The sequence below is a fragment of the Lentzea roselyniae genome, assembly GCF_039537795.1.
Taxonomy (GTDB): Bacteria; Actinomycetota; Actinomycetes; order Mycobacteriales; family Pseudonocardiaceae; genus Lentzea; species Lentzea atacamensis.
In genome coordinates, this window is the sequence record NZ_BAABBE010000011.1 from 131,164 (window position 1) to 152,157 (window position 20,994).

At 68.9% G+C, this 20,994-nt stretch carries 25 protein-coding genes; 14 read left to right on the forward strand and 11 right to left on the reverse strand.

The window, feature by feature from the left end; all coding sequences use genetic code 11:
- Positions 1–185: 185 nt before the first annotated feature.
- Together ABFX45_RS21180 and ABFX45_RS21185 are read right to left on the reverse strand one after the other, a co-directional pair.
- A complete protein-coding gene (locus ABFX45_RS21180; RefSeq protein WP_346131755.1) occupies positions 186–707 on the reverse strand; it encodes a hypothetical protein in 522 nt (173 codons plus the stop codon).
- A 116-nt stretch (positions 708–823) separates the two neighbouring features.
- Entirely contained in the window at positions 824–3,076 is a 2,253-nt protein-coding gene (locus tag ABFX45_RS21185; RefSeq protein ID WP_346131756.1) for a helicase-associated domain-containing protein, read from the reverse strand.
- Positions 3,077–3,161: 85 nt separating this feature from the next.
- On the opposite strand from ABFX45_RS21185, the gene ABFX45_RS21190 reads away from it, so the two are divergent.
- From ABFX45_RS21190 to ABFX45_RS21210, 5 genes are all read left to right on the forward strand, one after another.
- The gene (locus ABFX45_RS21190) at positions 3,162–3,347 is read left to right on the forward strand and encodes a hypothetical protein (RefSeq protein WP_109633120.1); all 186 of its coding nucleotides are present in this window, start codon (positions 3,162–3,164) and stop codon (positions 3,345–3,347) included.
- Positions 3,348–3,455: 108 nt separating this feature from the next.
- Positions 3,456–4,838: an NAD-dependent malic enzyme gene (locus ABFX45_RS21195; RefSeq protein ID WP_346131757.1), complete on the forward strand. Its 1,383-nt coding sequence runs from the start codon at positions 3,456–3,458 to the stop codon at positions 4,836–4,838.
- Between the two features lie 46 nt (positions 4,839–4,884).
- Entirely contained in the window at positions 4,885–5,358 is a 474-nt protein-coding gene (moaC, locus tag ABFX45_RS21200) for a cyclic pyranopterin monophosphate synthase MoaC (RefSeq protein WP_346131758.1), read from the forward strand.
- On the forward strand, positions 5,355–5,822 hold the full coding sequence (locus tag ABFX45_RS21205; protein ID WP_233439174.1) for a MogA/MoaB family molybdenum cofactor biosynthesis protein: 468 nt from the start codon (positions 5,355–5,357) through the stop codon (positions 5,820–5,822). The genes moaC and ABFX45_RS21205 overlap by 4 nt, the downstream gene beginning before the upstream one ends.
- Positions 5,822–6,247, forward strand: a complete 426-nt coding sequence (locus ABFX45_RS21210) for a molybdenum cofactor biosynthesis protein MoaE (RefSeq protein WP_112229007.1) — start codon at positions 5,822–5,824, stop codon at positions 6,245–6,247. Before ABFX45_RS21205 ends, ABFX45_RS21210 begins: the two co-directional genes overlap by 1 nt.
- Positions 6,248–6,350: 103 nt before the next feature.
- Here ABFX45_RS21210 and ABFX45_RS21215 read toward each other — a convergent pair whose 3' ends face one another.
- A complete protein-coding gene (locus ABFX45_RS21215) occupies positions 6,351–6,995 on the reverse strand; it encodes a transglycosylase family protein (protein ID WP_109631664.1) in 645 nt (214 codons plus the stop codon).
- A gap of 402 nt (positions 6,996–7,397) precedes the next feature.
- Between ABFX45_RS21215 and ABFX45_RS21220 the strand changes: the two genes are divergently transcribed.
- A complete protein-coding gene (locus tag ABFX45_RS21220) occupies positions 7,398–9,833 on the forward strand; it encodes a tetratricopeptide repeat protein (protein ID WP_346131759.1) in 2,436 nt (811 codons plus the stop codon).
- Here the strand turns inward: ABFX45_RS21220 and ABFX45_RS21225 are convergent.
- On the reverse strand, positions 9,797–10,054 hold the full coding sequence (locus tag ABFX45_RS21225; RefSeq protein ID WP_112229004.1) for a MoaD/ThiS family protein: 258 nt from the start codon (positions 10,052–10,054) through the stop codon (positions 9,797–9,799). The genes ABFX45_RS21220 and ABFX45_RS21225 overlap by 37 nt on opposite strands.
- 3 nt (positions 10,055–10,057) lie before the next feature.
- Positions 10,058–11,116 (reverse strand): GTP 3',8-cyclase MoaA, encoded by a 1,059-nt coding sequence (gene moaA / locus ABFX45_RS21230; protein ID WP_428834177.1) that lies wholly within the window; start codon positions 11,114–11,116, stop codon positions 10,058–10,060.
- A gap of 115 nt (positions 11,117–11,231) precedes the next feature.
- On the opposite strand from moaA, the gene ABFX45_RS21235 reads away from it, so the two are divergent.
- The 4 genes from ABFX45_RS21235 (at position 11,232) to ABFX45_RS21250 (ending at position 13,881) form a co-directional block, all read left to right on the forward strand.
- Positions 11,232–11,678, forward strand: a complete 447-nt coding sequence (locus ABFX45_RS21235) for a MarR family winged helix-turn-helix transcriptional regulator (RefSeq protein ID WP_109631670.1) — start codon at positions 11,232–11,234, stop codon at positions 11,676–11,678.
- A gap of 3 nt (positions 11,679–11,681) precedes the next feature.
- The gene (locus ABFX45_RS21240; protein ID WP_233439175.1) at positions 11,682–12,473 is read left to right on the forward strand and encodes an HAD-IIA family hydrolase; all 792 of its coding nucleotides are present in this window, start codon (positions 11,682–11,684) and stop codon (positions 12,471–12,473) included.
- Positions 12,474–12,526: 53 nt separating this feature from the next.
- Positions 12,527–13,312 (forward strand): metallophosphoesterase, encoded by a 786-nt coding sequence (locus ABFX45_RS21245; RefSeq protein WP_346131812.1) that lies wholly within the window; start codon positions 12,527–12,529, stop codon positions 13,310–13,312.
- Between the two features lie 176 nt (positions 13,313–13,488).
- Complete coding sequence (locus ABFX45_RS21250) at positions 13,489–13,881, forward strand: VOC family protein (protein WP_109631688.1); 393 nt, start codon at positions 13,489–13,491, stop codon at positions 13,879–13,881.
- Between the two features lie 59 nt (positions 13,882–13,940).
- Here ABFX45_RS21250 and ABFX45_RS21255 read toward each other — a convergent pair whose 3' ends face one another.
- A complete protein-coding gene (locus tag ABFX45_RS21255) occupies positions 13,941–14,315 on the reverse strand; it encodes a YccF domain-containing protein (RefSeq protein WP_109631692.1) in 375 nt (124 codons plus the stop codon).
- Positions 14,316–14,337: 22 nt separating this feature from the next.
- Between ABFX45_RS21255 and ABFX45_RS21260 the strand changes: the two genes are divergently transcribed.
- Complete coding sequence (locus ABFX45_RS21260) at positions 14,338–15,294, forward strand: Gfo/Idh/MocA family protein (RefSeq protein WP_109631696.1); 957 nt, start codon at positions 14,338–14,340, stop codon at positions 15,292–15,294.
- Here the strand turns inward: ABFX45_RS21260 and ABFX45_RS21265 are convergent.
- Positions 15,273–16,478 carry an Nramp family divalent metal transporter gene (locus tag ABFX45_RS21265; RefSeq protein ID WP_109631701.1) on the reverse strand — a complete coding sequence of 402 codons (1,206 nt, stop codon included), beginning with the start codon at positions 16,476–16,478 and terminating at the stop codon, positions 15,273–15,275. The two genes, ABFX45_RS21260 and ABFX45_RS21265, sit on opposite strands and share 22 nt — an antisense overlap.
- A 46-nt stretch (positions 16,479–16,524) precedes the next feature.
- On the reverse strand, positions 16,525–17,067 hold the full coding sequence (locus ABFX45_RS21270; RefSeq protein ID WP_170154735.1) for a TetR/AcrR family transcriptional regulator: 543 nt from the start codon (positions 17,065–17,067) through the stop codon (positions 16,525–16,527).
- Between the two features lie 52 nt (positions 17,068–17,119).
- Here ABFX45_RS21270 and ABFX45_RS21275 point away from each other — a divergent pair, with 52 nt between their 5' ends.
- Positions 17,120–17,737, forward strand: coding sequence for an HAD family hydrolase (locus ABFX45_RS21275; RefSeq protein WP_109633124.1), 618 nt, complete (start codon positions 17,120–17,122; stop codon positions 17,735–17,737).
- Here the strand turns inward: ABFX45_RS21275 and ABFX45_RS21280 are convergent.
- Positions 17,709–17,912 (reverse strand): hypothetical protein, encoded by a 204-nt coding sequence (locus tag ABFX45_RS21280; RefSeq protein WP_109631708.1) that lies wholly within the window; start codon positions 17,910–17,912, stop codon positions 17,709–17,711. The genes ABFX45_RS21275 and ABFX45_RS21280 overlap by 29 nt on opposite strands.
- Positions 17,913–18,037: 125 nt before the next feature.
- Between ABFX45_RS21280 and ABFX45_RS21285 the strand changes: the two genes are divergently transcribed.
- Both ABFX45_RS21285 and ABFX45_RS21290 read left to right on the forward strand, forming a co-directional pair.
- Positions 18,038–18,427 carry a cold-shock protein gene (locus ABFX45_RS21285; protein WP_030470853.1) on the forward strand — a complete coding sequence of 130 codons (390 nt, stop codon included), beginning with the start codon at positions 18,038–18,040 and terminating at the stop codon, positions 18,425–18,427.
- A gap of 13 nt (positions 18,428–18,440) precedes the next feature.
- Entirely contained in the window at positions 18,441–19,025 is a 585-nt protein-coding gene (locus ABFX45_RS21290; protein ID WP_346131760.1) for an HD domain-containing protein, read from the forward strand.
- Here the strand turns inward: ABFX45_RS21290 and ABFX45_RS21295 are convergent.
- Positions 19,022–19,477: a DUF2771 family protein gene (locus tag ABFX45_RS21295; protein ID WP_170154736.1), complete on the reverse strand. Its 456-nt coding sequence runs from the start codon at positions 19,475–19,477 to the stop codon at positions 19,022–19,024. The two genes, ABFX45_RS21290 and ABFX45_RS21295, sit on opposite strands and share 4 nt — an antisense overlap.
- A 10-nt stretch (positions 19,478–19,487) precedes the next feature.
- Entirely contained in the window at positions 19,488–20,990 is a 1,503-nt protein-coding gene (locus ABFX45_RS21300) for an MFS transporter (RefSeq protein WP_233439176.1), read from the reverse strand.
- Positions 20,991–20,994 lie beyond the last annotated feature (4 nt).

Consider the following 20,994-nt stretch of genomic DNA (forward strand, 5'->3'; position numbering starts at 1 on the left):
TGAACGACGAGGCGAGCGCCACCTTCGGGTGCGGCGCTCGCCTCGTCGTTGCGGTCTGATCAGGTGTCGAGTGTTGTCGTCGTGGCCTCCTCCGGCATCACGGCGTCAGCTTCGGATCAGATGTGCAGCTGGACCAGGTTCGGCAACAGGCAGACGCTGAGGATTCCCAGCGCGGTGATGTTGGGTCAGCCCGACAGTTCGACTTCCTCGGGGCTGTCCTCTTCCTCGTCACCCTTGGGCTGGTCGGCCGCTGTGGCCGTGTCGTCCGCCAGGACCGTGTCGTCGGTGATCGTGACGGCGGATTCGAACGCCGGTGCCGCCTCGGGCGCCGGAGGTGCTGCCACCTCGGCCTGCGGCGCTGCGACGGCCACTGCCGGTGCGTCGACCGCCGCCGCGATGTTCGTGAACGGAACGTCGACCCCCGCATCAGCCCAGACCGGCGCGTGGGCGATGTCCAGCGCGAGCTGGATGCCCTCGTTGGTGCCGAGGGGGATACCGCTGCCGGTGTTGAGGCTCACGCCCGCACCCAGGCTGACCGGGATCGAGTTCACGTTGTTGTTGTAGGCACCAACGGCCACGTTGACGTTGTTGTCCCCGAGGGCCTCGATGATCGGGTCGGCCTGTGCTGTTCCTGTTGAGAACGGCAAGGTGAACGCCAACGCCGTTGCGGTGAGGACCGCTCTGCGCGCCCACCGTGTGATGGCCATTTGCGCTGCTCCTCCTTCGTCGACGGAGCGTCGTGAAACGCTCACGCCACTCGACGCTAGGTCGCGGCGGGCACACGCAAGGGTGGACGTGCGGTTCGTCCGGGGATGACCGACCGTCAGTCCTCGTCCACCAATGCTGCGGATGTGACGCGATGAAGCGGGAACCTGAGCACCTCTCCGTAGCTGTGGTCGTAGCCCTCGAGGACGCCTCCGCCGACCACGTGCGGCTCGATGACGCGCTGTGCGGCCGTGCCGTGGGAGTCGACGAACCCGACGAGCACTCTCCGTTGCGCCCGTGCTGCCTGCTGGAGCAACGACAGGGTGGCGGACGGCCCGGCGCCGAGGTGCCCTGGGACCGCCACCCGTTCACCCCGTGGTGTCGCGGCGGCACGATCACCCGCCCGCACCAGCCGGACGAGTTCCCCCAACCGCTCGTCGGCGGGCACGGTGGGTGACACGACTTTGCGCGCTGACCGCTGCCGCGGCGTGGTCCTGCGTCCGCCTGGCCGCAGGTCGAGGACCTGGCCGTCTGGTCCCTCCGCCGCCGGGGCGAACCCGGCGGAGCGCAGCCCGTCCAGCACGTCGGCCAGCGGCAACGGGCTGACCAGCACGGTCGGTGCGATCCGGCGCAGTTCCAGCCGTGTGGCTTCCGGGTGCGCGAGGACCTCGCTGATCAGGACGGAGTCGTCGCACCGCAGGAACGAGCCGGCGGAACCGCCGCGCAGCCGCCCGTGGCGCCGCGCGGCGTCGTCGATCAGGTAGGTCAACGACTGCGGTACGGGAGTGCGCGAGCGGATCTTGAAGAGTTCGTGCAGCTCGTCGGCGGTGCGTCCGGAGTCGAGCGCACGGCGGACCGTGGTCTCGCTGATCCGGTAGACCGTCGCGCTGCCAGCCGACTCGACGTCCGCGACGAGTGCCATCTCGTCCGCGAGCTCGGGTTCGAGCCTGCCGGGCGCGATGACGGTGAGGTCGGCCTGCACCAGCACGTGGTCGAGCGGCGCCGGCAACGCGTCCCCGAGCGACTTGGCCGCGTGGCCGGGGCCCTCGTCGAGCAGCACGCGGCCCGCGCTGGTGATTGCGCCGAGGGCGAGCACACCGACCGCGGTGCCTTCCTCGACGGTCCAGCGCACCAGCTCGTCGCGCTGCCGCCCGCCGCGGCGCGGGGCCCGCCAGCCGAGCAACGCGGCGAGGTCGGCCGGGTCCGTGACGGCCGTGCCCTTGGGGAACGCGGCGAGCGTCTCGAGGACCCACCGGCGGTCGCGGGGCGCCTGGACGCGGCGGATCTCGTCCGCGAGCGGCGTGAAGAGCCTGTCCTTCTCGTCGCGGCGGCCGACCAGCGCCGGCAGCCTCGGCAGCTCCAGCCAGGCGTGCGCGATGGTGGCCCAGCGGACCTCGGCGGTCGCGGCGAGCCACACGTCGGCCTTGGTCGTCGGCACCCACTCCGGTTCGGCGGCCTCGGTGTTCGCGGCCAGGTCGGCGCCGACCACCAGCTCGATCAGCAGGGCGGCACGGCGTTCGTCGACGTCGAGGTCCTTGGCGACCTTGCGGAGCTCGCGCACGCCCAGCCCGCCGGTCCGCAGCACGGGTGGCGGCTCGGCCGACCAGCCCGCGATCAGGTTCTCCACGTGCCGGACGAGCTCGAGCGCCTCGCCGCCGCCCGTCGCGTCGATGCCGGTCTGCTGGAGGGTGCTCGTCTTCGGCTTCGGCTCGGTGACCTGGATCGGGCCGAGTGGGCGTTCACCGCGCAGTTGCAGCGCGATCTCTCGTGGCAGCTCAACGGTGCCAGGATCGCGTCGCAGCAGCAGGTTGCGTGCGAGGAGCCGTTGCACGGGCGTCTCCGCCTTCTCCAGCGGCACGACGCGTGAGGCGTCCTTGGTGTCGCCGATGGGCGGCCCGGCGGCGAGCTTCTGCAGGACCCGCTGCTCGCCCTCGGTGATGCCCTGGATGTCGTACGTCCGCCCGGTCGCCCGGCCCAGGCCGCCGGGATACGTGCCGAACGCCTCCCGCGTGACCGGAGGGACCGACAAACCGTCGTCCTCGCCCCACACGAGCGCGAGGGACTTCAGCTTGGCCACGGCCTGCTTGAGCGGCTTGGGCTTCACGTCCGGCCCGAGCAGCCCGGCGAGTGTGGCCAACGCCACGGGCTCGGTGTCCGCGCCCTGCACCACCAGGCCTTCGAGCACGGCGAGCGTGAACGTGTCGAGGTCCTCGCAGGCACGCGCGATCGACGCCCTGGTGCCGACCCGTGTCGCGAGCACGGACATATCGGCAGGTGGGGGCGTTGCCAGGTCAGGACGCGCGCGCAGCAGTGCCACCAGAGCGGCGTCGTCCTGAGCGCGCAGCCAGTCGGCGAGAGTGATGCCGGACATTCTCACCACGGTATATGGGTCGGTTGAGCTGCGATCGTGCTCTGTCACACTTGTGCGCGTCACTGGTACCACCGAGGAGGAGAACGTGGCGAAAGGACGCCCTGGACGGGTCGACCCGCACTGGCCGGAAGGGCCCGACGGCGGCCACCCCGTCACCGAACTGACCAGCGACGTGCAGGGTGCGCTCTCCCCGTTCGGCACGGTGACGTTCCCGCTGCCGGTGGAGGACCTCGGCTACACCCACCCGGTGACCGAGATCAACAAGTCCTGATCCGCGGACTGTCAGAGCGGTCTTAACTCTGTCGAGTCGCGTGAGTACCGCAATGGGGCCGGGGATAGGCTCGCTTCCCGCTTGAGCTGCACTTCGTGGGAGGATGCGATGCCGGTCCCCGGCCCTGGTTACTCGATCACCGTTCGCCTGGAGGCGCCGCCGTCAGCGAGCGCCGCGGGTGACCTCACGACGGCCGTCGGCCGCGCGGGCGGGGTGATCACGGCGTTCGACGTCGTGGAGTCGCACAACGACCGCGTCGTCATCGACCTCACCTGCAACGCCCTCTCCGCGAACCACGCGAAGGACATCACCGACACGCTGGAGACGCTGCCCGGCATCGTCGTCCGCAAGGTGTCGGACCGCACGTTCCTCGTGCACCTCGGTGGCAAGATCGAGATCTCGTCGAAGGTGCCGCTGAGGAACCGCGACGACCTCTCCCGCGCGTACACGCCGGGTGTGGCTCGTGTGTGTGAGGCGATCGCCAAGAACCCGGACGACGCGCGCCGCCTGACGATCAAGCGCAACACCGTCGCCGTCGTCACCGACGGTTCGGCCGTGCTGGGCCTGGGCAACCTCGGCCCCGCCGCCGCTCTGCCGGTGATGGAGGGCAAGGCGGCCCTGTTCAAGAAGTTCGCCGGCGTCGACGCCTGGCCGGTCTGCCTGGACACCCAGGACACCGAGGAGATCATCCGCGCGGTCGAGCTCATCGCTCCCGTGTACGGCGGCATCAACCTCGAGGACATCTCCGCGCCGCGCTGCTTCGAGATCGAGGCCCGCCTGCGCGAGAAGCTCGACATCCCGGTCTTCCACGACGACCAGCACGGCACCGCGATCGTCGTGGTCGCGGCTCTGCGCAACGCTCTGCGCGTCGTCGGCAAGGACATCAAGAACTGCCGCATCACGGTCTGCGGCGTCGGTGCCGCCGGTTCCGCGATCATCCGCCTGCTGCAGGCCCAGGAGCCGGGCGACATCATCGCGGTGGACGTCGACGGCATCGTGCACCGCGACCGTCCCGGCCTGGACTCGAACCTGAAGTCCATCGCGGCCTCCACGAACAAGGAGAACCTGTCCGGCCGTCTGCACGACGCGCTGGTCGGTTCGGACGTGTTCATCGGTGTCTCGGCCCCGAACCTCTTCGGTGCCGACCAGGTCGCGACCATGGCCAAGGACGCCATCGTCTTCGCACTGGCCAACCCGGACCCGGAGATCGACCCGATGGAGGCCCAGCAGCACGCCGCCGTCGTGGCGACGGGCCGCTCGGACTTCCCGAACCAGATCAACAACGTGCTGGCGTTCCCCGGCGTGTTCCGCGGCCTGCTGGACGCCCACGCCAGGACCATCACCGACGCGATGCTCCTGGCCGCCGCGCAGGCCATCGCCGACGTGGTGGACGGCGACCGCCTCAACGCGTCGTTCATCGTCCCGTCGGTCTTCGACAACACGGTGGCCCCCGCCGTCGCCGAAGCCGTCCGCAAGGCCGCGACCTCGTAGGGAGTTGGCACGGGCTGTTGCGCGGGGCCAGGCATACGATCGCGGTATGACCAAGCAGTTCACCCACCTGGACTCCCACGGCGCGGCCCGCATGGTCGACGTCTCGGGCAAGGAGCAGACCACCCGAACGGCCGTGGCCACCGGGATCCTGCGCACGACCGCCGAGGTGGTTGCGCTGCTCGGCACCGACGGCCTGCCCAAGGGCGACGCCCTCGCCACCGCCAGGATCGCGGGCATCATGGCCGCGAAGCGCACCTGGGAACTGGTCCCCCTGTGCCACCCGATCGCCCTGTCGTCGGTGGTCGTGGACCTGGCTCTGGCCGACACCTCCGTGTTGATCACAGCCACGGTCCGCACCACCGACCGCACGGGCGTGGAGATGGAAGCCCTGACCGCCGTCTCGGTGGCCGGCCTCACCCTGCACGACATGGTGAAGTCCGTCGACCCGGCCGCCTCCCTGGACGCCGTCCGGGTCGAACGCAAGGAAGGCGGCAAGTCAGGCCTGTGGGAGCGCCCGTGAAGGCAGTGGTGATCACCGCCTCGAACCGCGCCGCCGCGGGCGTGTACGCCGACCGCAGCGGCCCGCTGATCGTCGAGTGGCTGTCCGCGCGCGGTTTCTCGGTCGCCTCACCGGTCGTGGTGCCTGACGGCGACCCGGTCCAGCAGGCGCTCACCGAGGCGGTGTCCGGCGGCGCCGACCTCGTCCTGACCACCGGCGGGACCGGCATCAACCCGACCGACCGCACGCCGGAGGCCACCCGTGCCGTGCTGGACTACGAGGTGCCCGGCATCGCCGACGCGATCAGGATGTCCGGCTGGCCGCGCGTGCCGGGTTCGGTGCTGTCGCGCGGCGTGGCCGGCGTGGCGGGCCGGACGTTGATCGTGAACCTGCCTGGTTCGACCGGCGGGGTGCGGGACGGGCTGGACGTGCTCGGCAACGTCGTGGAGCATGCGCTCGACCAACTGCGCGGAGGTGACCACTGATGGGTGTCGTGCTGCGGGCTGTCGTGACCGAGGAGCCCTTGTCGGTAGAGGAACACGCCGCCCTGGTCGGTTCCGACCGCGCCGGCGCGGTGGTGACGTTCTCCGGCGTCGTGCGCGACCACGACGGCGGCCGCTCGGTGCTGGAGCTCGAGTACCACTCGCACCCGTCGGCAGGCGACGTCGTGGCCGAGGTCGTCGCCTCGCTGGCCGACCGCTACGCCGGCGTGCACGGGATCGCCGTGTCGCACCGGGTCGGGCCGTTGAAGATCGGTGACGTGGCGCTGGCCTGCGCGGTGGCGGCCGAGCACCGCAAGGAGGCGTTCTCGCTGTGCGCCGACCTCGTGGACGAGGTCAAGGCCCGGCTGCCGGTGTGGAAGCGGCAGGTCTTCTCCGACGGCAACGACGAGTGGGTCAACTGCCCCTGAAACGCAGGCAGGGACCTCACCGCCGGGGGGTAACGGTGAGATCCCTGGTCCTGCATCAGTCCGCGTCAACGGGACTGCCGATTCGAACGGCCAGACGTCCTGCTCAGATCAGGATCTTGTGGCCCGGGAAGATCAGGTCCGGGTTCGTGATGAAGCCCTTGTTCTTCTCCACGATGGCCTGGTAGCCGCCGGCGACCTTGTTGGCCTCGGCGATCTTCGACAGAGTGTCGCCGACCTTGATCTCGTAGTTGCCGTTCGGGTTGCTCTTCGAACCCTCGACAACGACGACCGGAGCCTGCTGCACCGGAGCGGCCTGGCGCTGCTGCGGCTGCGCCTTGCGCTGCGGCTGGGCCTGCTTCGGGGCCGGGGCGGTCTTCTTGCCCACGTAGGCGCCGATGCGCTTGCTGCACGACGGCCACGCGTTCTGGACGCCCTGGCCGGCAGCGACCCGCTCGGCGACGGCGATCTGCTGCTCGCGGGAGGCGTTGGCGGGGTTGCCCTGGCCGCCGTAGGCCCTCCACGTCTGCGGATTGAACTGCAGGCCGCCGTAGTAACCGTTACCGGTGTTGGCGGCCCAGTTGCCGCTGGCCTCGCACTGCGCGAGTGCGTCCCAGTCGACAGGGGCGGCGTTGGCGGTGCCAACGGCCAGGCCCAGAGGGGCGCCGGCGATGATGCCGACAGCCGCGACCTTGGCGATAGTGCGAGCGGCGGAACCCTGCTTGCCCTGCTTGCCTCGGTTGAAAGCCATGTGCCTCTCGGTCCACCGCACCTGCGGTCAGGGACTCGGGTTCGGGGCCCGGTGCGTCCCTGCGTCCCAGTCCGGCGGTTTCTCTCGCTCGGGGTTGTTCCGGAGAACCCTCGGACTGGGTTCGGTGCTGGTCCTCCGGTCTTGCTCGTGGCTGGTCGGGGCCAGCCGAGGAGCGACGGTACGTAACCGACGGCAGCCCACCAAACGTATCAGGCTGTGATGCGCATCACAGTAACGTTTTGGAACGTTGTTCTGAGGCTACAAAACAGCAGCTCAAAGGTGTCGTTATCGGTTCGTTTCCATCCTGAGATCGGCCGAGATCTATTACGGAAAGTGAGGCGTGGCTCACGCCTGTTCGGCCGATCGGAGACACGCCGCGATCGGGGGCGACACGATGGACACATGAGGATCGAAGCGCTCCGGAAGGCGTTGGCGGCCAGGCCGGGCCAGCCCGTGCCGTTCGACGAATTGATCGACTCGATCTGGGGCGCCGGGAAGCCCGCGAACCCGAAGGCGGCGTTGCGGAAACTCGTGCAGCGCCTGCGCGTCACCGATCAGGTCGTCACCGAGCCGTACGGCTATCGGCTGGTGCCGCGCAAGCCAGGACCGCGACAGCTCCCCGCGGACCTGCCCGACTTCGTCGGTCGCGCCGACGGCATCCGGGTCGCACTGGGGTCCACGGCGCGGGTGCTCGCGATCACCGGTTCGCCCGGCGTTGGAAAGACGTCGCTCGCCGTCCATCTCGCGCAACGGATGAGTGACCGGTTCGCGGACGGTCAGTTGTACGTGAACCTTCGCGCGTTCTCGGAAGGTGAACCTGTGACGGCGGAGCAGGCGCTGTCGCGATTCCTGCGCGCGCTCGGCGCCGAGCAGATTCCGGTCGGCCTCGATGCGCAAATCGCACTGTACGAGCAGATGACGGCGGATCGCGCAGTGCTCGTGGTGATCGACAACGCCGGTCGGGACCAGATCTGCCCGCTGCGGCCGGCCGGTGACAGGTCTGTGCTGATCGTCACCAGCCGCATCGACCTGCCGGAGCACTTCCAGGTCAGGCTCGGCGTCTTCGACGACGACGAGGCCCACGCGTTGCTCGACAACATGCGTGTCCGTGGCGGGCACCACGAGCGCTCCGAGCTGATCCGGTTGTGCGGCAACCTTCCGCTCGCCCTGCGCATCGCCGCGGCGCACCTGGTCGACCGGCACATCAGCGACTACCTGGCCGATCTGCGGGGTGAGGGCAGGCTGGACGCGCTGGAGATCGAGGGCGACGCTGCCGTCCGTGCCACGTTCGAGGTGTCCTACCAGGCTCAGCCCGAACGTTCCCAGCGTTTGTTCCGGCTGCTCGGACAGGTGCCCGGCCCGGACTTCTCGATCGACGGCGCAACGGCGCTGCTCGGCGAGGACGCGGCCCTTCCGCTCGATCAGCTCGTCACCGCCAACCTCGTGCAACACTCCGGCGACAGGTACAGCCTGCACGACCTGTTGCGGGTCTACGCCCTCCAGCTCGGTGCGCCCGCACCCGTCCGGCTGTACGAGTACTACTTGATCAATGCCCACGCGGCCGGCCGGATGCTGAATCCGGAACTGCACAGGCTGGGACTGCCGGAGGTCTCTGCCGGGCTGCCCTCGCACGGCGTGAGTGACATGTCGCGTGCACTCGCATGGCTCGACACGGAACGTGCCAACCTCGTGGCCGCCGTGCTCGCGGCGGGCGACCGGCCGATCACCTGGCAGCTGGCCGACGCGATGCGCGCGTACTTCCTCTACCACGCCGCGAACGTGGTCGACTGGAGCATGACCGCCCGTGAAGGGCTGCGGGCCGCACAGCGCCTAGGTGACGTGGGCGCCGAGGCGAACATGCACGGCTCGCTCGGACTTGCGCACTGGCGGTCCGGCCGGTTCCTCGATGCGCTGCCCGCCTACGAGCGGGCGGTGGCGCTCGCCCGGCAGAGCGACGACCTCGGCCCGTTGGCGTCGTACGTCGGCAACCTGGGGATCATCCACTGGGAACTCGGCAACCTGGCCGAAGCGGCCGGCGCGATGCACGAGGCGCTGGCCATCACCCGGAAGCCGACCACCCTGTTCAACCTGAGTTGCGTCCTGACCGATCTCGGTCCGTTGGATGAGGCGGTGTCCTACTGCGAGGAGGCGCTGCGGACGTCGGTCGAGCGGAATCTGACTGCCGGCAAGGCGTTCTGCCTGCACGGTCTCGCCATCGCACACCTCTTCATCGGCGACTTCGACGAGGTGGCGAGGTGCCTCGACGAGGTGGAGCCGCTGGTGGCACCTGAGCTCGGTCCGACGTTCGAGTCCCGTGTCCTCGACGCGCGTGCCTTTCTCCTGTTCGAACAGGACCGGACAATCGAAGCCGAGGTCATCTGCCGACGTGCTGTCGACGTCGCGACCGGTTCCGAGAAGGACATGGCCGAGGTGGACGCCCGAGCCACTCTCGGCGCGGTGCTGCGGCGGCTCCAGCGGCTCGACGAGGCCGTCGAGCAGCACGAACGGGCGCTGGCGATCTGTCGGAACGCGGCGTTCGCGCGCGGCGAGGTCCAGTCGCTCACCGGTTTGGCGGCCGACCACCGCGCACTGGGGAACCTGCGGCAGGCACTCCTGTGCGCCACGGAGGCGGACGAGATCGCCGAACGCGGCGGGCTGCGAGTCCGTCAGGTGCAGGTCGTGGCCGAACTCGCGGAGATCCACCTGGCGATGGGCTCCGTGGAGGAAGCGGAACGACACCGGCTCCGTGCGCTGGGGCTGGCAGGCGAAACCGGGCGGCGAGTCTGGGTGGAAAGGCTGCGTCAGCCGCCCGCGAACGGCGGCAGCACGTCCAGCTGAGCACCGGCGGGCACGCGCGTCGACGTGTCCCGCACCGCGACGCCGTCGAGCAGGAAGCTGGACGCGGCCAGCACCTTGCCGAGCTGGTCGCCGTGCCGTTCACCGATGGTGCTCACGACGAGAGCCACGGTGGGGTCGGAGGTGTCGAGCACGAGATCCTCGTCGGCAACCCCGGCCGCAGCGCGTGCGCCCGCGAAGTAGCGGATCTTCACCGAGGTCACCTGTCATCCTCCGATGGCGCTCATGGGCCGGTCGGGCTGGGAGAAGCCCGCGTCGTTGATGCCGTGACCGGCCGCCTTGGCCCACATGTTGGCACGCCAGGCGTCGGCGATCGCGGAGTCGGGGGAGCCGTCGCGCAGCAGCGCGCGCAGATCGGTCTCGCCCTGGCTGAACAGGCAGTTGCGGATCTGGCCGTCCGAGGTGAGCCGGGTGCGGTCGCAGGCGGCGCAGAACGGCCTCGTCACCGACGCGATCACGCCGACCACCGAGGGGCCGCCGTCGACCAGCCAGCGCTCGGCGGGGGCACCACCGCGCGGGGTCTCTTCAGGCGTCAACGTGTAGGCGGTCGACAGCATCGTGAGGATCTCGTCGGCCGTGACCATGTCCGTGCGGGTCCAGCCGTGCTGCGCGTCCAGCGGCATCTGCTCGATGAACCGCAGCTGGTAGCCGTTCTCGACGCAGAACCGCAGCAGCGGGACGGCCTCGTCCTCGTTCACGCCGCGCATCAGCACGGAGTTGACCTTCACCGGCTCCAGCCCGGCCGCACGGGCGGCGTCGAGGCCGTCCAGCACGTCGGTGATGCGGTCGCGCCTGGTCAGGGTGGCGAAGCGGTCGGGGTCGAGGGTGTCGAGCGAGATGTTGATCCGGTTCAGGCCGGAGTCCTTCAGCGACTGGGCGCGCCGGGCGAGGCCGATGCCGTTCGAGGTCATCGACATGCGCGGGCGGGGCTCCAGCCCGGCCGTCGCGGCGATGACCTGCTCCAGGCCGCGCCGCAGCAACGGCTCGCCGCCGGTGAAGCGGATGTCCGTGATGCCCAGGTCGACCACCGCGATTCGCATGAGCCGGATGAGCTCGTCGTCGGTGAGCAGCTCGTCCTTCTTCAGCCAGTCGAGGCCCTCAGCCGGCATGCAGTAGGTGCAGCGCAGGTTGCAGCGGTCGGTGAGGCTCACCCGGAGGTCCTTCCCGACCCGCCCGAACCTGTCCACGAGCAGTGGCGTGTCCGGTCGTGCGGACGCGTCCGGCGTACTGCGCACGACGGGTAGTCCCAACTCCACTGCTGTCACCTTATTTAGCTTAATGAACAACCCCTTGTAGGTGACTCCAAGAACGAGGTTTCTCACGTTCCGCCCGTTTGGAGCACTGTCACAAGGAATTGTCTTAGCGGCTAAGATGTTCAACATGGAACCTGAGGTGCTGGAGAGGTTCACCTGGTACATGCGGGAGCAGAGCGCGCTCACGATCATGTTCCACACGAAGGTCGCCGAGCAGATGGGTCTGTCCGCGACCGACGAGAAGTGCCTCGATCTCGCCATGCGGGCGGACGGGCCGCTCACCGCGGGACGCATCGCCGAGCTCTCCGGCCTCTCCACCGGCGCCGTCACCGGCGTGATCGACCGCCTGGAACGTGCCGGATTCGTCCGCCGGGTCCGCGATCCGCACGACCGCCGCAAGGTGCTCGTCGAGGTCACAGCAGGTGACCTGGCCAAGTTCGCGCACCTCTTCGAGAAGGCGCAGCAGAGCCTCGTCCAGGTCCTGAGCCGCTTCGACCCCGACGAGATCGAAGTTATCGAGCGTTATCTCCAGCTTCAGATCGAGACGTTCCGCAAGGCCGTGATCAATACTTAGGCCATGTGGCACTACTTGATGGACATGGACGGTGTTCTGGTTCACGAAGAGCACCTGATCCCCGGCGCTGACGAGTTCGTCGCGGAGCTGCGCGCTTCAGACACCCCGTTCCTCGTGCTCACCAACAACTCCATCTACACGCCACGAGACCTGCGCGCGCGGTTGCAGCGCACGGGCCTGGACATCCCGGAGAAGTCCATCTGGACGTCCGCCCTGGCCACGGCCAAGTTCCTCGACTCGCAACGCCCCAACGGCTCGGCGTTCGTGATCGGCGAGGCCGGCCTCACCACAGCGCTGCACGAGATCGGCTACGTGCTGACCGACCGCGACCCGGACTACGTGGTGCTCGGCGAGACCCGCACCTACAGCTTCACCGCGATCACCAAGGCCATCCGCCTGGTCGAGGAGGGCGCGAAGTTCATCGCGACCAACCCGGACGCGACGGGCCCGTCCCGCGAGGGCTCGCTGCCCGCGACCGGCGCCGTGGCGGCGTTGATCGAGCGCGCCACCGGCCGTGAGCCCTATTACGTCGGCAAGCCGAACCCGTTGATGATGAGGTCGGCCCTGCGCGCTCTGGGCTCGCACTCCGAGAACGCTCTCATGATCGGTGACCGGATGGACACCGACGTGCGCTCCGGCCTGGAAGCCGGGCTCTCCACCATCCTCGTGCTGTCCGGGATCTTCACCTCCGAGCACGCCGAGATGTACCCGTACCGGCCCACACGGGTGCTGAAGTCGATCGCGGAGCTGGTCGGTCACTCACAGGACCCGTTCGGTGACTGGGCTGGCCACTGACGCGCGAGGGTCAATCACCTATCGTCGCGGACGTGGACACGGATCGACGCTCGATGTACGTCGTGGGCGACGTGCACGGGCACCTCGCCGAACTGACCAGAGCCCTGCACGTCGCCGAGCTGTGCGACGAGGAGGGGCACTGGACGGGCGGTGAGGCCGAGCTGTGGTTCCTCGGCGACTTCGTGGACCGCGGGCCTGACGGTGTCGGCGTGATCGACCTGGTCATGCGCCTGAGCGAGGAGGCCGTGCAGGCGGGTGGCGTGGTCAACTCGTTGATCGGCAACCACGAGGTGCTGCTGCTCGGCATGCACCGGTTCGGCGACGAGCAGGTGCCCGACAGCGCGGGGCCGCGGTCGTTCGCGCGGAGCTGGCTGCTCAACGGCGGGCTGCGCAGCGACCAGGACCGGTTGACCGACGAGCACGTCGAGTGGCTCACCAGCAGACCGGTGCTGAAGCTGCGCGACGACCACCTGCTGATGCACTCCGACACGGCGGCCTACCTCGAATGGGGGTCCTCGATCGAGGAGGTCAACGAAGCCGTCCGCCAGGTGCTCAAGGGCGACGATCTCGTCGACTGGTGGGAGTGCTGGCGCAAGATGACGACGCGCTACGCGTTCCGCGGCCCGCAGGGTCCCGAAATCGCGGACGAGCTGCTCGGGACCCTCGGCGGTAGCACGATCGTGCACGGGCACAGCGTCATCGCCGACCAGCTCGGGGTGCCGCCGGACCAGATCGACGGGCCGCTCGTGTACGCCGACGACAAGGTGCTGGCGATCGACGCGGGCCTCTACAGCGGCGGCCCGTGCCTGGTCGTCCCCTTGCCCTACACCGAAGCCTGACCGCGGTCGGGGAGATGACCCGCGCCGGCGTTCGAGCACGACGAGGCGCGGTGCGTTGACGGAGCGAAATCGCCGCGCGAATCAACAATCCCCGCAGGTCACGAAGGGGTGAAAGGCCTCTTGCGGATGCGGTGTGACGCGCGCAACATCGTGGGATTCCGTCGAAGGAGGCGCGCATGCTCACCGCCACCAGAACCACGACGATGCTGCCCGTAGAAGACCCAGACCGGGCTGGGCGCTTCTACGCGGACAAGCTCGGCCTCAAGGCCCTCGCCACCGCGCCGGACGGTACGCGGATCTTCGCGCTCGGCCAGGGCGACGCGCTGGGGCTGATGCCTGCGGAAAAGGGCGCGCAGACCGCACACACGGTGCTCAGCTTCGAGGTGCCCGACCTCGAGGGCGAGATCCGCGAGCTCGAGGACAAGGGTGTCCACTTCGAGGACTACGACATGCCCGACCTCAAGACCACCAACCACATCGCGGTCATGGGCAACGAGCGCGCGGCGTGGTTCACGGACACCGAGGGCAACATCCTGTGCCTGCACGAGCTGTCGGGCGACGAAGCCTGACGGTGCGTGCCTGATGAGAGGTCTTCCGCTCCTCGCCCCCGACGAGGAGCGGGAGACCCTCACGGGACCTCGACGATCTCCTTGCCCAGCGGCACCAGCGAGACCTTCACCAGCTTGAAGTTGGCGACGCCGAGCGGGATGCCGATGATCGTCACGCACAGCGCGATGCCGGTGAGGATGTGGCCGATGGCGAGCCACAGACCGGCGACGATGATCCAGATGATGTTGCCCAGCAACGACCCGGTGCCCGCGCCGGGCTTGTCGACCACCTCGCGCCCGAACGGCCAGAGCGCGTAGTTGGCGATGCGGAACGACGCGATGCCCCACGGGATCGTGATGATCAGGATGCAGCAGATGAGACCGGCGACCGCGTAGCCGACGGCCATCCAGAACCCGGCGAGCACCAGCCAGATCACGTTCAGGATGAGGCGCATACCTTCAATCTAAGCTCACTTCATGAAGTGGGGTGTGATCGCAACAGGCGGAATCGCGCAGACCGTGACCGCCGACATGCTGAAGGTCGAGGGCGTCACCGTTCTCGCGGTGTCTTCACGCGACAAGAGCCGCGCCGAGGCGTTCGCCGAGCGGTTCGGCATCGAGCGCGCGTACGGCGACTACCGCGACCTGCTGGCTGATCCCGATGTCGAGGTCGTCTACGTCGCGACCCCGCACGGGCAGCACCGGGAGGTCACGCTCGCCGCGCTCGACGCCGGCAAGCACGTGCTGTGCGAGAAGGCCTTCGCGCTCACGGTCGCCGACGCGGAGGAAATGATCGAAAGGGCGAAGTCGAAGAACCTCTTCCTGATGGAAGCCATGTGGACGCGGTTCAACCCGTTGATCCGCAAGGTGCACGAGGCCGTGCGCAGCGGGGAGATCGGTGAGGTCCGCTCCCTCCGCGCGACTTTCGGTTTCGCGCTCGCCTTCGATCCGGACCACCGGCTCTGGGCGAAGGAAGCCGGCGGTGGGGCGCTGCTCGATCTCGGCGTCTACCCGGTCGCGCTCGCGCACCTGCTGCTCGGGGTTCCCTCGGAAGTCCGCGCGTGGGGTGGCAGGGCACCATCCGATGTGGACTCCGACGCCGGACTGCTGCTCGGGTATCCCGATGGCGCCCACGCGTTGCTGAGCTGCTCGCTCGTCGCGAACCTCGGCTGCACGGCGGACATCGTCGGCACCTCGGGGCGGATCGACCTGGCCGAGCCGATGTTCGCCGCGACGAAGGCGACGATCAACGGTGTCGAGCACACCATCGAGGACGAGGGCTACCAGCACCAGATCCGCGCGGTCGAGGAGTGCATCGCCGCGGGCCTCGTGGAAAGCCCGCTGATGACCTGGCAGAACACGATCGACGTCATGCGCACGCTGGAAGAGGCGTTGCGCCAGCTCGGTGTCGACTACGGGGACATCGTCAGGTAGATCAACGCCACGTTCAGCACGACCACCGCGAACGCCACGCAGGAAGCGGCAACGGTGACCGTGCGCCGGTTCGTGAACGAACCCATCAACGGACGGCGCGCGGTCAGCCACACCAGCGGCACCAGTGCGAACGGGATGCCGAACGACAGCACGACCTGCGACAGCACCAACGCGAACGTCGGGTCGACCCCGAGCGCCAGGATCACCAAAGCCGGCACCAGGGTGACGATTCGCCTTGCCGGCAACGGAACCCGCACCCGCAGCAGCCCGTCCATCACCACCGCGCCCGCGTAGCAACCGACCGCCGTGGACGCGAAACCCGAAGCCAGCAGACCAAGAGCGAACAACAGCGCGATGCCGCCGCCCAGCGTGGCGCCGACCGCCGCGTGCGCTCCTTCGAGCGTGTCCACGCCGTCCTCGCCCTGCAAGGCCGAGGCCGCGAGCAGCAGCATCGCCAGGTTCACCGCACCGGCCAGCATCATCGCGACCACCACGTCGACCTTGGTCGTGCCGAGCAACGCCGGATTCCTGCCGTGCCGGTCCCGGGCCAGCGCCGAGTGCAGGTAGACGGCGTGCGGCATCACGGTCGCGCCGAGCATGCCCGCCGCGAGCAGCACGCTGTCCGCGCCGTCGAACCTCGGCAGCAGACCGGAGACGGCACCGGAAACGGACGGCGGTGACACGAACAGCCCCGCCACGAACCCGATCGCGATCACGGCCAGCATCGTGGTGATCACCCGCTCGAACGGCCGCTGCCCGCGCTTGTCCTGCACCAGCAGCAACACCGTCGACACGACACCGGTGATCACCCCGCCGAGCAGCAGCGGGAGGTCGAAGAGCAACGACAGCGCGATGGCGCCACCGAGCACCTCGGCGAGATCGGTCGCCATCGCGACCACCTCCGCCTGGCCCCAGTACGCGAGCCGTGCCGGACGTGGCAGGTGATCTCGCACCGCCTCCGGCAACGACTGCCCGGTGACCAGGCCCAGCTTCGCCGACAGGTACTGCACGAGCCCCGCCATGACGTTCGCGACGACGAGCACCCACACCAGCAGGTACCCGTACTTCGCGCCCGCCGCGGTGTTGGTGGCCACGTTGCCGGGATCGACGTACGCGATCGCGGCGACGAACGCCGGACCGAGCAACGCCGCACCGGCCCGCAAACGCGTCCCGACAGCAACCACCGGACACCTCCCCTTGTTGCCAGATTATTGCAACAAGGGGAGGTGTTCAGGCCTCCAACGTGGCCTTGGCGACTCTGACCACGGCGTCGACAGCGCTTTCCAGGTCGCCGCTCGGCATCAGCAGGTGGCTCAGCGCGAGCCGCACCGTCGTCTCCGCCGCGAGCCGCACGTGCCTGCCGGGGAAGTGCTCGGTGAGGTGCTGCTCGACGACCTCGGTCGCGTGGAACAGCACGGGATGGCCCCTGGTCGTGAGGAACGGCAACAGGTCCTCGGCGTCCTGCCCGGTCAGCATGGCGGAGACCAGCCGGTCCTTCTCGGTCTGCTCGAAGGTGAACCGGAACGCCGATCGCATCGCCTCCCACGGATCGGGGTCCTGGCCGAGCCGGCTGGCGATCCCGGTGAGGTACTCCTCGGTCCGATGCGCCGCGACGGCTTGGACGAGCCCTTCCTTGTTGCCGAACTCGTTGTAGACGGTCTGCCTGCTCACCCCGGCGCGGCTGGCGACCTCGATCATGCGCAGTCCGTGGAACCCGTGGACGGCGAGCAGGTCCGCAGCCGCATCCAGCAAGAGCTCGGTGATGTCGCTCACGCTGCCAGCTTTACACAGATACAGTTTTTGTACAGACGTAGAGTTGGGTTCTGTGCCGTTCACCGTGGGCTTCGACCTCGACATGACCCTCATCGACCCCAGACCGGGCATGGCGGCGGTGATGAACGAAGTCGGCGCCCGCACCGGACACCAGCTGGACGGCGAGCACTTCGCGTCGAACCTCGGCCCGCCCCTCGACATGATCTACCGCGAGATGGGCGTGCCGGAGGAGGAGATCCCGGACCTGGTCACGCTCTTCCGCGCGCTGTACCCCGAGGTCGTGATCCCGGCGACGGTCGCGCTGCCCGGTGCTTCTCACGCCCTGCAGGCCGTCCGGGAGCTGGGTGGCCAGACCATGGTCGTGACGGGCAAGTACCGCAAGAACGCCGCGCTGCACCTCGAAGCTCTCGGCTGGGAGGTCGACCACCTCTACGGCGAGCTGTGGTCGACGGGCAAGGCGGAGTCGCTCAAGCTGCACGGCGCGGCCGTTTACGTCGGTGATCACGTCGGCGACATGCGGGGTGCCGAGGCCGCCGGTGCGCTGGCCGTCGGCGTGGTGACGGGGCCCTGTTCACGCGCTGAGCTGGCAGAAGCGGGCGCCGCGGTCGTGCTGGAGGACCTGCGCGAGTTCCCGGAGTGGCTCAGGACTTCTTCTGGCGTGCTTTCCTGATCACCGCGATGATCCCGAGCGCCAGGCCGATCGCCGGCAGGTAGGTGGCGGCGACGTTCAGCCAGAGCGGCAGGTCGCTGTGGCCCGTGGCGAAGAGCACGAAGACCGCGATGATCGCCAGTACGCCGATGGCGAACAGGCCGATGGCCAGCGGCATCAACTTCGGAGCGGTCATGCGGGCAGCGTAGTCGCGCTAACGGAGGTGCCTTCCGCCTGGTCTTCTGGCTACTCTGGTGAGACGCGTCCTGGGTACGCCTGGGGCGCGTTCGTTGTGCGACAAGCTTGGGAATGGTGAGCGCGGTGCCGACCGGCAAGGTCAAGTGGTACGACACGGAGAAGGGCTTTGGGTTCGTCACCCAGGACGGTGGCGAGGACGTCTACGTCCGCAAAGCCGCGTTGCCTCCGGGTGTCACCGGTTTGAAGGCCGGCCAGCGCATCGAGTTCGGCATGGCGGAGGGCCGGCGCGGCCCGCAGGCGCTGTCGGTGCGCCTGATCGACCCGCAGCCGTCCGTCGCCGAGGCGCGCCGCCGTCCCGCGGAGGAGCTGCACGGCCTGATCGAGGACATGATCAAGCTGCTGGAGAACAAGGTGCAGCCCGACCTGCGCCGCGGCCGCTACCCGTCCGACAAGAAGAGCATGAAGCTCGTCGCCGAGGTCGTCCGGGCGGTGGCGCGGGACCTCGATCCGTAAAAAGATCGGCCGCATGTCCGAAGCTGACAAGATCGTCGAATTCGTCTACGAGGTCGGCCAGCTCAAACGCCTGCCCAGAGCGGGGTGGCTCTTCGCCGGGGTGCAGAACCCCGAGTCGGTGGCCGCCCACTCGTTCCGGGTGGGCGTGCTGGCGTACGCGATCGCCGTCCAGGAGGGTGCGAACCCGGACCGGGCGGCGACGCTGGGCCTCTTCCACGACGTGCCCGAAGCGCGGATCGGCGACATCCCGTACGTCGGCAAGCTCTACCTCGACGTGAAGGTGCCGCCCGAGGAAGTGGCCAGGGACCAGGTGAAGAACCTGCCCGCGCCTCTTGCCGCGCACATCGAGGCGTTGGTCGCCGAGCACGAGTCCGCGAAGGGCGACGACCACACGCCCGAAGCGCGCTGCTCCCGTGACGCCGACAAGCTGGAACTTCTGCTGCAGGCACGGGAGTACCAGGCCGCAGGCGTCACGAAGATGGAGCGCTTCATCCAGACCATGCAGGGATCGGTGGTCACCGACACCGGCAAGGCGCTGATGGACTCGGCCCTGCGGATCGTGCCGAGCGAGTGGTGGGAAGCGTTCGGCAGGCGTTAGCGCGTGATGTCGACGACCCACGAACCGCGCATCAGCGGCTGACCGGTGTCCAGCACCGCGCCGGCCGCCTCGTGCACCTCGATGCGCAGCAGCTGGTCCTTCTCGTTCGGCACGGCCAGCGTGTAGGAGAAGTTGTCGCCCTTGCCGAGCAACGGCGAGGAGCAGCCCTCCTGCACCTTGGCGGCGTTCTCGTACACGCACACGACCTCCCAGAGGCCGTCCGCGAGCTGGCCGTCCACCGAGATCTGCACGACCTTGCCCGCCGGCACCTTCAACGTGCCGGGCGCGTTCTTCTCGGCGCAGTTGGAGCCGTCGATGTCGCAGTAGATCGTCGGCTCGAGGCGGATGGTCTTGCCGTTCGCGTAGAACGTGACCTCGGGGTCGTGCCGAGGCAGAGCGCATCCGGTCAGCACGAGGACGCTGGCGGCCAGGACAGAAGCAAGTCGACGCACGTCAGGCAGCCTACGGGGTCGCAGGAGCCGGCCTGCGGACGAGCCTGTGCAACGACGTCCCGTTGCGGTACAGCCAGGTCTGGGTGAGTCCGAGCGCGAGCAGGACGCCCAGCACCAGGAAGCCGATCCAGAACGTCGCGGGCAGCAGTACGCCCAGCGCGCCGCCGAAGACCCACGCGAGCTGCAGGATCGTCTCGGAGCGGCCGAACGCCGACGCGCGCGACTCCTCCGGCAGGTCGTCCTGGATCACCGCGTCCAGGACGACCTTGGCCAGCGACGACGCCGTGGCGCCCAGCAGGCCGACGATCGCGGCGGTGACCAGGCCGGGCAGCGCCGCGGCCACGATGGTCACGACGAGAGCCGTACCCACGCAGGCGAGGATCACCTCGTCCGGTTTGCCGAACTGCTGGCGTGCGCCGATCGCGTTGCCGAGGAAGCTGCCGGTTCCGGCGGCGGCGGCGATCACGCCGAGCAGGAGCAGCTGCTGGAACGCGTCGCCCTCGGTCTGCGCGCGGACCACGAAGGCCGCGAACAACGTCAGGAACCCGGTCAGCATGCGGATGGAACCGTTGCCCCACAACGCGACCACAACGTGCCGGGAAATGCGTTGCTTGGCGGGCCTGGACGTCAGCGTGGCGGGAACCTCGCCCTCGGTCACCTCGACCCAGGACGGGATCCGCATGCACAGCACCGCGTTCACCAGGCACAGCACCGCGGTGAACCACAGCGCGCCCGGTGAGCCGAACAGCTTCGCGAACCCGGCGGCGAACGCACCGAACACCGCACCGGCAGCGAGGCCGAAGACCGTCATGCGCGCGTTGGTCTTGGACAGCGTGATCTCCGGCGGCAACACGCGCGGGGTGATCGCGGACTTGAGCACCGTGAACGACTTGCTCAGGACCATGCTGCCCAGCGCCGCCGGGTAGAGCAGCCAGTTGTCGAAGTTCAGCGCCATCACGATCGACAGCACGATCCGCACCACGCACGACGCGGCCAGCGCCAGCCGGCGGCCGCGCTGGATCCTGTCCAGCAGCGGGCCGATCACCGGCGCGATCAACGCGAACGGCGCGACCGTGATCAACAGGTACAGGGCGACCTTGGTCTTGGACTCCGCCGACGCGGCGCTGAAGAACAGCGTGTTCGCCAGCGCGACGGCCATCGCGGCATCGGCGGCGTAGTTCATCATCACCGCGTAGGTGACTGACGACATGCCGGACTTCTTGGCACCGTCGGCGTGGGCTGCGCGCCGGAACGCCGCGACGGCCTGCTGCGAGAGCTGCTTGCTGCGGAACCACGCGACGCGCGTGACCGTGAGCTTCTTCGGCGGCTTGGGCGTCGGGGTGGTCTGCTGATCCTGGTTCGGCAGCGGACGGGTGTTCTGGGCACGGCGGGGCGGGGCCTGGAAACCGTGCTCGGACGCGGGACGGGAACGCTGCCGCGGCTGGTACTCGTCGTCCTGCCACGGGTAGCGCTTCGGAGTCGGCTCGTCACTCCACCCGCCGTTGCCCGTCACACCC